At 67.5% G+C, this 11,373-nt stretch carries 14 protein-coding genes; 6 read left to right on the top strand and 8 right to left on the bottom strand.

All coding sequences use genetic code 11. The annotated features are described in order from the left end of the window. On the bottom strand, positions 1–606 hold a 606-nt coding region (locus V8688_RS07980), incomplete at its 3' end, for a nuclease-related domain-containing protein (protein ID WP_342800504.1). 201 nt (positions 607–807) lie between these two features. Here V8688_RS07980 and V8688_RS07975 point away from each other — a divergent pair. Both V8688_RS07975 and V8688_RS07970 read left to right on the top strand, forming a co-directional pair. Next, complete coding sequence (locus V8688_RS07975) at positions 808–1,371, top strand: carboxymuconolactone decarboxylase family protein (RefSeq protein WP_342800503.1); 564 nt, start codon at positions 808–810, stop codon at positions 1,369–1,371. Positions 1,372–1,553: 182 nt separating this feature from the next. Continuing rightward, positions 1,554–1,931, top strand: coding sequence for a VOC family protein (locus V8688_RS07970; protein ID WP_218722074.1), 378 nt, complete (start codon positions 1,554–1,556; stop codon positions 1,929–1,931). Here the strand turns inward: V8688_RS07970 and V8688_RS07965 are convergent, their stop codons facing one another. Continuing rightward, complete coding sequence (locus V8688_RS07965) at positions 1,932–2,255, bottom strand: hypothetical protein (protein WP_255588776.1); 324 nt, start codon at positions 2,253–2,255, stop codon at positions 1,932–1,934. It lies immediately after the preceding gene. A 104-nt stretch (positions 2,256–2,359) separates the two neighbouring features. Then, entirely contained in the window at positions 2,360–3,208 is an 849-nt protein-coding gene (locus V8688_RS07960) for an SDR family oxidoreductase (RefSeq protein ID WP_342800502.1), read from the bottom strand. Between the two features lie 99 nt (positions 3,209–3,307). On the opposite strand from V8688_RS07960, the gene V8688_RS07955 reads away from it, so the two are divergent. Continuing rightward, entirely contained in the window at positions 3,308–3,727 is a 420-nt protein-coding gene (locus tag V8688_RS07955; RefSeq protein ID WP_218722077.1) for a helix-turn-helix domain-containing protein, read from the top strand. Between the two features lie 57 nt (positions 3,728–3,784). Here V8688_RS07955 and V8688_RS07950 read toward each other — a convergent pair whose 3' ends face one another. The 4 genes from V8688_RS07950 to V8688_RS07935 all read right to left on the bottom strand — a co-directional run bounded on the left by V8688_RS07950 (position 3,785) and on the right by V8688_RS07935 (position 7,333). Further along, positions 3,785–4,489, bottom strand: coding sequence for a polysaccharide deacetylase family protein (locus tag V8688_RS07950; protein WP_218722078.1), 705 nt, complete (start codon positions 4,487–4,489; stop codon positions 3,785–3,787). Positions 4,490–4,603: 114 nt separating this feature from the next. After that, positions 4,604–5,047, bottom strand: a complete 444-nt coding sequence (locus V8688_RS07945) for a L,D-transpeptidase (RefSeq protein ID WP_308248708.1) — start codon at positions 5,045–5,047, stop codon at positions 4,604–4,606. A 363-nt stretch (positions 5,048–5,410) separates the two neighbouring features. Continuing rightward, positions 5,411–6,814 (bottom strand): dihydrolipoyl dehydrogenase, encoded by a 1,404-nt coding sequence (gene lpdA / locus V8688_RS07940; RefSeq protein WP_218722080.1) that lies wholly within the window; start codon positions 6,812–6,814, stop codon positions 5,411–5,413. Positions 6,815–6,889: 75 nt separating this feature from the next. Next, entirely contained in the window at positions 6,890–7,333 is a 444-nt protein-coding gene (locus V8688_RS07935) for a MarR family transcriptional regulator (protein ID WP_218722081.1), read from the bottom strand. A 90-nt stretch (positions 7,334–7,423) separates the two neighbouring features. Between V8688_RS07935 and V8688_RS07930 the strand changes: the two genes are divergently transcribed. Continuing rightward, positions 7,424–7,753 (top strand): rhodanese-like domain-containing protein, encoded by a 330-nt coding sequence (locus V8688_RS07930; RefSeq protein ID WP_218722082.1) that lies wholly within the window; start codon positions 7,424–7,426, stop codon positions 7,751–7,753. A gap of 54 nt (positions 7,754–7,807) precedes the next feature. Here the strand turns inward: V8688_RS07930 and V8688_RS07925 are convergent, their stop codons facing one another. Continuing rightward, positions 7,808–8,710 (bottom strand): LysR family transcriptional regulator, encoded by a 903-nt coding sequence (locus V8688_RS07925; RefSeq protein ID WP_342800501.1) that lies wholly within the window; start codon positions 8,708–8,710, stop codon positions 7,808–7,810. 135 nt (positions 8,711–8,845) lie between these two features. Here V8688_RS07925 and V8688_RS07920 point away from each other — a divergent pair, with 135 nt between their 5' ends. Together V8688_RS07920 and V8688_RS07915 are read left to right on the top strand one after the other, a co-directional pair. Further along, on the top strand, positions 8,846–10,612 hold the full coding sequence (locus tag V8688_RS07920; RefSeq protein WP_342800500.1) for an adenine deaminase C-terminal domain-containing protein: 1,767 nt from the start codon (positions 8,846–8,848) through the stop codon (positions 10,610–10,612). A 31-nt stretch (positions 10,613–10,643) separates the two neighbouring features. Next, positions 10,644–11,348 carry a DUF6198 family protein gene (locus tag V8688_RS07915; protein ID WP_218722085.1) on the top strand — a complete coding sequence of 235 codons (705 nt, stop codon included), beginning with the start codon at positions 10,644–10,646 and terminating at the stop codon, positions 11,346–11,348. Positions 11,349–11,373: the final 25 nt, after the last annotated feature.

Here is an 11,373-nt window from a genome sequence, read left to right as displayed (position 1 = left end):
GCTGCCCTCGAAGCCGTCGGCGGCCAGGTCGGCGCGCGCGGGCGTCAGGTCACCGGCGCCCAGCGCGGTGCAGGTGGCGAGTACCCGGTCGATCGTCCATTCGCGGGGCCCGGCGGAGAAGCCCTCGAGGTACACGCGCAGCTCGTGCGCGTCGACGGTATTGGCGACCAGCACGTCCAGCCCGGACCGCAGCGCGGTGCGGGCGGGCCGCACCACCACGCCCCGATACGGCACCATCACCACCGCGCCGCTGACGTGCCTGCTGTCCTGCAGCGCCTGCTCCAGCGCCACCCGCACGGCGTGTATCCCGTGCTCGAGCCGGTCGGTGAGCCCGGTCGAGGGCTCGGCGTCCAGGTCGAGCGGGCTGTCGCTGATCGTCCACTCGCCCGCGGCCGAGACCGCGAGCAGGCCGCTCTGACGTCGCCGGAAGCCCTTCACCTCGATGACCGTGATCCCCCGCGGCGTCACGATCACCGCTCCCAGCCTGCGATCACCGACCCGGCAATCCACCAGCGCGAGCCCCGTGCTCGGATAGGCGCGCAGGCAATCGACGAACTCCCGCTCGGCGCCGGTGAGCTCCGCATCCGGCCTGATCCGAACCAGCATTCCGATGTTCCCCTACCAGTGCTGCGACCTCACACCGCCGCTGCGCGCTGCGGTACCCACCGATCATGACGCGCAACTGTTGCGAAAACCACTGGAAACCAAAGAAAACCGGCACGACTCCCGCAGTCGCCTTCGCGATCCCATACCGGCGAGTACGCTGCGAACCGGCCGGGCGAGCACGAGCAGACAGGTGGAGAAGTGATGGATCCAGCGCCCCTACCACGGGTTTCCCCGGGACGGTTCGCCGAGCTCGGACCGATCAACTGGGTTGTCTGGCAAGTGCTTTCCCGGGCGTCGGGCACCGATGACGCGCATCTGTTCAGCACCCTCGGGCGCACCGGCGGGCTGTTCCGCGGCTGGCTGCACTTTTCCGGCAAGCTCATGCCGGGCGGGCGGCTGCCGCGCGCCGAGGCCGAACTGGTCATCCTGCGGGTCGCGCACCTGCGCGCGTGCGACTACGAGACCGACCATCATCGCCGCCTCGGCCGCAAGGCCGGACTCTCGGCGGTGGAGATCGACCGGGTCACCGCCGGGCCCCAGGCCGAGGGCTGGACGCCGCGGCAGCGGGCGCTACTCACCGTCGTCGACCAGCTGGTGACCAGCCGCGACGTCGACGATGCCGCGTGGGCCGAGCTCGCCGCACACTACGACGAGCGCCGGCTCATCGAGATCGTGCTGCTGATCAACCAGTACGAGGGCCTGGCCGCCACCATCACCACGCTGCGGATCGACCGCGACACTCTCCCGCCTCTCCGCGACTTCTAGCCGGACCGAGGCTCGGAGCTGGGTCAGGTCGGCGGCGGGCGGTGGTCACCGGCACGGTCGGCCCGTGCCCGGCGAGTTGTCCCGCGCTCACGTTGTGACTCAGCTCATAGGGCGAAGCGCTCGGTTCGCCGTCATGGTTTCAACCGTACATCGTACGGAGTTAAACGAACCGAGGAGAACGCATGCAGATCACCGGCTCCGCCATCTCGCTCAATGTCGCCGACCCCCAGGCCTCGGCGAAGTTCCTGGTCGACCACCTCGGCTTCACCGAACAGATGGCCGCCGACGGGTTCGTCTCCCTCCAGCGGCCCGATGCCGGAATGAACGTCATCTACCTGCGCACCGGCCTGAGCACCTTCAAGCCGGCGCGCATCGCGGGCAGCGCGGGCGACGGCACGCTCGTGGTGTTCATCGTCGACGACATCGACGCCGAGTACGAGCGACTGCGCGCCGCGGGCGTGCCGATCGAGACGCCCATCGAGACCGAGGAGTGGGGCGAGCGCTACTTCCAGATGACCGACCCGAACGGGATCGTCATCCAGCTGGTGCAGTGGGTGTGATCAGCGGCGCGCGACGCGCAGCGCGGCGACGACCATCGGGATCTGCAGCGGCAGCCGCGCCAGCACACCGGCCTTGAACAGGCCGTTCGCCTTCGGATTGCCGACCACGTCGACGGCCATCTGGATGTTCGCCGGGAAGACCCCGACGAACAGCGCCGCGGCCAGCCAACCGCCGAACCGGCGGGTGCGCGGCACCGCCAGCGCCGTCGCGACGCCGAGCTCGGCGACCCCGGACGCGTAGGTGTAGGTCCGCGGGTTGCCGGGCAGCTTCGGCGGCACGATGCCGTCGAACGGCTTCGGCGCGACGAAGTGCAGGACACCCATCACGAACAGCAGCCCGCTCAGGTAGGAGTGCGCGCGTCGACGGGGAGTTTCGGTAGCCACACCCGAACTCTGCCACACCACTCCCCGTCGGCCCACCCCCGAAATCAGCCGAGGAGGGCGCGCAACGCCTCGGCGGGCGGGGTCACCGGGCGGCCGAGGAGCTTGGCCAGGTCGCCCGTGCGGACCTCGAGCAGGCCGTCGGCGATGCCCGAGTCGGCATCGGCCAGCGCCGCGGCCACCGGCTCGGGCAGGCCCGCCTGGCGCAGGACCGCCGCGTAGTCGGCTTCGGTCAGGTTCTCGTAGCGCACCGGCGTGCCGGCGACCTCGGTGAGTACGGCGGCGATGTCGGCACCGGTCAGGGCGTCGTCCCCGCCGAGCTCGTAGACGCGGCCCTCGTGGCCGTCGGTGGTGAGCACGACCGCCGCCGCCTCGGCGTAGTCGGCACGCGGGGCACCGGAGACCTTGCCCTCGCCCGAGGCGCCGGCGAGCACACCGGTCTGCACGGCATGCGCGGCGCCGGCGGCATAGTTCTCCCAGTACCAACTGTTGCGCAGCAGGACGGTCGGTACCGACGCGGTGGCGAGCACCTCCTCGGTGCCCCGATGCTCCTGCGCCAGGATCATCCGGTTGTCGGTCGCGACGGGGATGCTGGTGTAGGCGAGCAGCTGGACACCCGCGCGCTCGGCGGCCCGGATGACAGTGGTGTGCTGGGCGACCCGGGCGCCGAATTCGTTACCCGAGACCAGCAGCAACCGGTCGACACCGGCCAGCGCGGCATCGAGTGCTGCGGGATCGTCATAACTCGCCTGCCGGACCTGCGCACCACGTTCGGCCAGGTCGGCGACCTTGGCGGGATCGCGCACGATCGCCACCGGCTGTTCGCCCGCCGCCAGCAGGGCCTCGACGACGAGCCTGCCCAGCTGTCCACTCGCTCCGGTCACCGCAACAGTCATGATCTTCCTCCAGGGTTTGTACCGATTTTGAAGTACTAACTATTCGTAAGCACTATGCATTCCGCAGGCACTCTGGTCAAGGGCGGTACGATCGGCAGCATGAGCACGCAGCCCCCGTCGACCGACGACGATCAGGCGCTGGAAGCCGACGTCTTCGCGCGCAACTGCGAGTCGCGGCCGGTGCTCCAGAATGTCGCCAGCCGGTGGGGCGTGCTGGCCCTGGTGGCACTACGCGAAGGCCCCTACCGATTCAGCGCGCTGCGCAGGCGCGTCGACGGCGTGAGCGAACGGATGCTGTCGCAGACCCTGCAGACCCTCGAACGCGACGGCATGGTGCATCGCGAGGTGCTCGAGGCCATTCCGCCGCGCGTGGAGTACACGCTGACCGAGCTCGGCGCGCAGGTCGCCGAGCGCTTGGAGTCGCTGATCGTGGTCCTGGAGACCAACATGGACACGGTCCGCGAAGCCCAGGCGAGCTACCACCGATCCGCCGTTCCGCGGACCCAGGCCGATCGCTAGGCCCGGCGCGATTCGCGGCGGCGCGTGCCGAGTCGGAGTGCGCCTGTCCCCGGCGAGTCAGCCGTGGTCGCGCCGGAGCAGCTCGGAGACGGTCGTGAATTCGTAGCCTCGGGAGCGCAGGCCGGTGACGATCTCGGGGAGCGCGGCGGCGGATTCGCGCCCGTGCATGACGTGCAGCAGCACGACCGAGCCGGGCCGAGTCCGGGCCAGGGTGTCGGCGACGACGTCCGCACGGCTCGCGCCACCCGCGGAGTCGGGCTCGACATCCCAGGTCACGGTGGTGCGGTCGTGCTCGGCGAGGTAACTGGGGAGCGCCCAGAGCTTCTTGCCGTAGGGCGGCCGGAAGGTGATCGGGCCCTGGTAGCCGGTGCGGCGGATCTCGGCGTCGGTGCGCTCGATCTCCTCGCGCACGGTGTCACCGGAGACCAGCACCATGCGGCGATGCGTATAGGAGTGATTGCCGATCTCGTGGCCCGCCGCGGCGATCGCCGCGCCGTATTCGGGGTGGGCGGCCAGGTCTTCCCCGACCAGGTAGAACGTGGCCGGGACCCGCGATTCGGCGAGCACGCGCAGGATCTCGGGCGTGCGTTCGGTCGGCCCGTCGTCGAAGGTCAGGGCGACCAGTTTCTCGTCGGTGTCGACGCGATCGACCAATCGTCCCGTCAACTGGTAGGTCCGCGAATTCATCAGCACATACAGCCCGCCGACCACCACCAGCAGTACCGCGACGACCGCTGCCCCGCCGATCAACCACTTACGCACACAAGCTGTATACCGCACGAGGGGAACCCGGCGACAGACGAACGCGAGAACATGGATGACTCACCGGGCACGGGCTGACCCGTCCCGGCAAGCATCCTCGGCCACTCCGTACAGCTACTCGATCACCTGCGTGATGTCGCCCGGGTTCAGGTAGTCGAAGAAGCGGTGGGCGCCGTCCTCGGTCATGCGCACACAACCGTGCGACTTCGAATTCACCGGGCCGACATGGAATGCCATGTCACCGTTGAAGAAGGTGGCCCAGCGCATCGGCGCGTTGTGCATCGTGCTCCAGTGGAATTCCCGCTTGAAGGAAATCCGGGTGACCGCGGGCGGAGTTTCGTATCCGGCCATACCGTGCGAAATCGGCGTCGGGCCGAAGATCACCCGGCCGTTGTCGACCAGCCACGCTTCGTTCGTCGACAGCCGCATGCACGCCCTCGCCTCGACCACCGGGCACGGCGACGCCGTCGGGACGACGGCGGGAACACCGGGAAGATCGGGGCCACCGGGGAAAAGCGGTTCGGCCACCGCGGGCGCCATGGTTCCGAATCCGGCCACCGCTACCACTGCCGCCGCACGAGCTACCCAACCGAGAATGCGCTTGCTCATCGAATCCGTTGCCTCTCTGTCCGCCTCCCCGCGACTCTTGCCGGTGGTCGGCAGGTCGAACAGCCAGGGTGCCGGGCTGGCGGTCACGAGGAAGTCAGCTAGTGGGCGTGCCCGGCGAGTTACCCATGTACTCACGAGATCAGGTGTAGCGACTATCGAGCGAACGAAGAACTACACGGATCATCGTGGACAGCATCCCCATTCGCCAAATCAACGCCCGTAATTTTGGCCGAAAAGAAATACACGCAATTCGTGTCGCGGACACGACCGAGGGGCGGTCGCCCGGCGACCGCCCCTCGTGTCTTCGATGAATCAGAAGTTGATCATGTGGCCGGCGAGGCCGTGGATCGCTTCCTGCAGCGCTTCGCTGAGCGTCGGGTGGGTGTGCACGTTGCGCGCGAGCTCGTTGACCGTGAGATCCCACTTCTGGGCCAGGGTCAGCTCGGGCAGCAGCTCCGAGACGTCGGGGCCGATGAGGTGGCCGCCGATGAGCTCGCCGTGGGTGTTGTCGGCGATCAGCTTCACGAAACCGGTCGGGTCGGCCAGGCCGTGCGCCTTGCCGTTGGCGGTGAACGGGAAGGTCGCGACCTTCACGTCGTAGCCCTCGTCGAGGGCCTGCTGCTCGGTGAGACCGAAGCTGGCGACCTGCGGCTGGCAGAAGGTGGCGCGCGGCATCATCCGGTAGTCGCCCAGGGTCAGCGTCTCGGCGCCGGCGATGGTCTCGGCGGCGACCACACCCTGCGCCTCGGCGACGTGCGCGAGCTGGAGCTTGGCGGTGACGTCACCGATCGCGTAGATGTGCGGCACGTTGGTGCGCATGTTGTCGTCGATCGCGATGGCGCCACGGTCGGTGAGGGCGACACCGGTGGTCTCCAGGCCGTAGCCATCGACGCGCGGCGCGAAGCCGACGGCCTGCAGCACCTTGTCGACGGTGACGGTCTCGATCGCGCCGGACTTGTTGTCCTTGATCTGGACGGTGACCTTGGAGCCGTCGTCGTCGATCGACTGCACGGCGGCACCGGTGGTGATGGTGACGCCGAGCTTCTTGTACTGCTTGGTGATCTCCTTGGAGACGTCGATGTCCTCGTTGGGCAGCGCGCGGTCGAGGAATTCCACGATCCGCACGTCGACGCCGTAGTTCTTGAGGACGTAGGCGAACTCCATGCCGATCGCACCCGCGCCGACGATCAGGATCGAGCCGGGCAGCTCACGGGTGAGGATCTGCTCCTCGTAGGTCACCACGTTGGCCGAGAGCTGGGTGCCCGGCAGCAGCTTGGTGGTGGTGCCGGTGGCGATGATGACGTTGTCGAACGTGATCGTCTCGGTGCCGCCCTTGGTCAGGGCCACATCGAGCGAGTTCGGGCCGGTGAAGGTACCGAGACCGTCGAACTCGTCGATCTTGTTCTTCTTCATCAGGAAGTGCACGCCCTTGACGCGCCCGTCGGCCACCTTGCGGCTGCGATCGAAGGCGGCGCCGAAGTCGAAGCTGACCTCACCGGAGATGCCGAAGGTCTTGGCTTCCTTGTGGAAGATATGGGCCAGTTCGGCGTTGCGCAGCAGTGCCTTGGACGGGATGCAGCCCACGTTCAGGCACACGCCACCCCAGTATTTCTGCTCGACAATCGCTGTTCGCAGGCCGAGTTGAGCGGCACGGATCGCGGCGACGTATCCGCCGGGACCAGCGCCGAGAACGACGACATCGTAGTGGGAAGTCACGACCCCGAGCCTAACTCTGTTTCGGGGAGTTCACCCACCCGTCCCCCACTTAGGTGAGGTGCGCGCGAGCGGGCGCTACGGACCGCCGAGCACCTTGCGCAACGTGTCGGCCACGGCCGCGAGCTCGGCGGCGCTCACGTGGGCCCCGAGCCTGCGTTCGATGCCGGCGAGGTAGTGCGGCGCGGCCTCGCGGAACCGCTGCCTGCCGAGGTCGGAGATGGCCACCAGCGCGGACCTGCCGTCGTCGGGGTTGGTCTCGCGGCGCAGCAGGCCGTCGGCTTCCAGCTCGGCGACGAGGCGACTCACCCTGGTCCGGCTGAGGACGACCTTGTCGCCCAGATCGCTCATCCGCATCGGCCCGGCCGCGTCGAGTTCGAGCAGCACGTCGTACCAGGTCAGCGGCAAGCCGGTGGCTTTGCGGAGTTCGGCGTCGAGTTCGGGGACGAACGCCGCGTGCACCTGCAACAGCGCCGCCCACGCGGCGACCGCGGGACGACGGGACGGCTGATCGTTCGGCACCGGACCAGTCTACCCACTTGCGTGCGTGCGCACACAACTAGTAGCGTGTGCACGCACATAAATTTCCTTCGAACAACCGAGGTGGACCCCATGACCGCACTCATCACCCGCGACGAACTGGCCGCGGCGATCGAGTCGAACACCGTGACCGTGCTCGACGCACTCGGCCCGGAGTACTACGCCAAGGCGCACCTGCCCGGCGCGCTCAACCTGATCGCCGACGATGTCGCCGACCGCGCCCCCGAACTCCTGCCGGACCGCGACGCGGCGGTCGTCGTCTACTGCTCGAACGCCGGGTGCGGCAACAGCCAGGTCGTCGCGAGCGAGCTGGAAGCCCTCGGCTACACCGATGTCCGCAAGTACCGCGAAGGCATCCAGGACTGGTCCGAGGCGGGCCTGCCGATCGAAACGTCGGCCTGACCGCTCGCGCCACAGCGTTCCACCGCCCGACCAGCGGCCGCCGACGGCGAGCCGCTAGTCGGGCTCGCCGGGCCGCAGCGCCTTGCCGATCTCGTCGGCGAGCAGGAAACCGGCCAGGCCGTGCCCGTGCTTCTCCCGGCGCACCAGCGAGATGATGTTGACGTCGAAAGCGTCGCGCACCTGCCGGAAGGCCAGGCGGCCGTCCCGGAGTTCCTCGGCGATGTCGAACTCACTGAGGAAGGCGATCGCCTCGCCGGACATCGCCAGCCGCTTCATCGTCTCGATCGAATTGGTGTGGAACGCGGGCTGGATATCGAGACCGGCGTTGGCGAAGGCCTCGGCGACGATCCCGTGGATCACCATGGAACGGTCGGCGAAGATCAGCGGAAACGGAGTGCACTGCGCGAGCGGGATCGTCTCCATCGGGGCCAGCGGATGATGCGGCGAGACAACGACTCCGAGCCGCGTGTTCATCTGCCAGCAGACCTCGAGCTGCGCCGACGGCGGGATATTGAAGCCGAGGCCGAGGTCGGCCTCACTGTTCTCGATAGCCTGCACGATGTCGAGGGTCGACATGGTGCGGATCGAGATCCGGACCTGCGGATGCCGGGCGCGAAACGTCGTGGCCGCGGTGGCCACGACACTGCTGGCCAGGCCGGTCATGGTGGCGATCACGACCTCCCCGCTGCCGAGCGCGCGCAGATCACGGATGTCGGCCACGGTCTCGCGGTATTGCCGCAGCGTCTGCCGGATGTGCACGAGCAGCGCCTCGCCCGCCGGGGTGAGCCGCATGCCGCGCGGCAGCCGTTCGAACAGCGGCTGGTCGAGTTCGGCCTCCAGCAGCAGGATCTGCCGATTGATCGCCGACGGCGCGACATGGAGCCGGGCACCGGCCGCGCGAATGGACCCGAGCCGCGCCACTTCGTCGATGTACTGCAGCAATCGTGAATGGAGCACCGCCACCTCCTGGAATTAGTGTACGAAAATTTAGTACACCTCGTGCGAAAACGAATGCTTGTGGGCAACGGTGCTGATCACGTCCAATCGATACAGGCGCAGCGACAGCGCCGAAATATCGAGATGAGGACCGCCATGCCCCAGCAGAATTCGACGACCGAGGCCCCTTTCCCGGGCGCCGCCGAGGTTTCCGCCCACGACGATCACGTCCGCACGATCTTCGCCATCCTGACAGGCGAGCAGGAAGCGGACCTGCTGCTGCGCAATCTGCACATCCTCGACGTGCACAGCGAATCCGTCTATCCCGGATCGCTGCTGGTCCACGGGGAACGCATCATCGCGCTGAACCCCGACGAGTCGATCGTGCGCTATCGCGAATCCTTCGACGGTGGCGGCCTTTACGCGATTCCCGGCCTGATCGACTCGCACCTGCACTTCGAATCCCAGCTCGCGCATCCGGCGGCCTTCGGCGAGGCGATCGTGCCGAGCGGCACGACCACGGTCTTCGGCGAGACCCTCGATTTCGCCAGCGCGGCGGGCGACGAAGCGGTCGACGCCGCCCGGGCGCTGTTCGCCGACCACGACAAACTCCCCTACCGGCTCTACGCTTTCGCGCCGGGGAAGAAGACCTCGCCGGAAGTCACCGAAGCGATGCTGGCGATGGATCCGGTCATCGGCCTCGGCGAACTGGCCCATCTGTCCTATATGACCGGCAACGCCGACGATTTCCGCAAGTCCGCGCTCGGCCGGGCGAACGCCGGATTCGTCAACTGCCACTGGGGCGTCACATCACTGCCGGACATGCTGCTCAATTACATGCCCGCGATCGGCGTCGACAACAACCACGACGTCTGGAACGAAGCCGATATCGAGAAGAGCATTCGCTACGGCCTCAACACCCAGATCAAATTCGGCGTCGGTAGCCCGGAGGTCATTCGAACAATGTTGCGCGCCATCGTGAAACGGCACTGGCCCGCCGAGAACTTCCAGCTCTGCGCCGACAATATCTCGGTGGACCGGGTCCTGCGGCAGGGCCATATCGACTGGGTCGTCTCCCTGGCCGTGGAGATGGGTATGCCGCCGATCAAGGCGATCAAGATGGGCACCCTCTACGCGGCGCGCTCGTTCCACAAGGACCGCGATCTCGGCTCGCTGAGCCCGGGCCGCTTCGCCGACATCGTGCTCACCGACAGCCTCGCCACGATCAATCCGCGCTATGTCTTCAAGGGCGGCAAGCTGGTGGCCCGGGATCGGCGCCTGCTCGAGCCCGTCGGGATCGACTATTCGGTGCTGGCCAAGCGACCCAGGCCCGGCCTCGAGGGCCTGCGTGCCGAACAGCTCGACCTCACCCCGATCGAGATCTCGGCGGACGGCACCCGGGCGAAGGTGCTGGTCTTCGACGTCTACGGGCGCGGGCATCGCAAGTTCGCGCAGGAGGTCTGGGTGCCGGTGCGCGACGGCGCGATCGTTCCCGAGCACGACGGGGTGCGGCTCAACCGGATCTCGATCGTGCAGCGCTACGCCGACGGCGCGCGCCACATCGTGAACGGGCTGTTCCAAGGCGTCTCGATCGAGCGCGGGGCGGTCTCGACCTTCTGGCCAGCGCCGTCGGCCTACTTCGTGGTCGTCGGATCCGACAGCGCCGAGATGCGCGCGAACCTCCAGCAGCTCGACGGGCTGGTCGGCGGCTGTGTCGTCACCGACGAGCAGGAAGCGAAAGCCGTGCTGCCGCTGGACTTCTATGGCGTCATGGCGGATATGGACCTGACCGAACTCGTCGAGGCGACCCGGTCGATCGACGAGGCGCTGGCGAAACTCGGCCATCACAACGAGGGCGAACCGGTCGTCAACAAGCTACTGACGCTGTTCATCTCGCTCGATCGCTTCGGCTTCATGAAATAGCGTCGGCTACCAGAGCAAGGGATCCACCGCTATGCAGCACGACAACGACGCGGCAGTCATCGACAACGGGAACAAGGTGCGCCGCTGGATCACCTACGTCGCCGGAATCTATATCCTCACCCTCGGCCTCAGCCTGGCCATCAGGGCCGGGATCGGGATCTCCCCGCAGAGCAGCCTCACCCGCACGATGACGCTGGTGTTCACCCCGCTGAGCCAGGGCAACTACAACCTCATCCTCGAGATCATCATGCTCGGCCTGACCTTCCTGGTCGGACCGAAGGCTTTCAAGGCGAGCTACCTGCTTTCGATGATCCCGGCGCTGGTGCTGGCACTGCTCCTCGACCTGAACCTGTGGCTCACCGAGTGGGTCCACCTGGAGCCGTACGCGGCCAACCTCGTCTTGCTGGTCTTCGCCGACGCGATGCTGGCGCTGGGCCTGTTCCTGATGATTCGCGCGAACCTGATCCTGATGCCGATCGACCTGTTCGTGAATACGATCCAGCAGCGGACGGGCCGCAAGTGGGGCAACATCAAGACCGTGTTCGACTGCACGCTGCTCGCGATCTCGGCGGGCATCGGGCTGATCTTCCTCGGCGCACCGCATTTCATTCGCGAGGGCACGATCATCAACGCGATCCTCGTCGGCCAGTACGTGAAGGGGTACTTCTTCCTGTACGGGAAGGTCACGGCGCGCAAGCGCGCGGCCCAGCCGGTGCCGACGCCCGTCGCCGACTAGCGCGAACCGCCGCCGCCCCGCGCGG

Source organism: Nocardia sp. No.11 (assembly GCF_038752175.1).
Taxonomy (GTDB): domain Bacteria; phylum Actinomycetota; class Actinomycetes; order Mycobacteriales; family Mycobacteriaceae; genus Nocardia; species Nocardia canadensis.
Note: the sequence above shows the minus strand (reverse complement) of the source record. Positions and strands in the feature narration are given on the sequence as shown.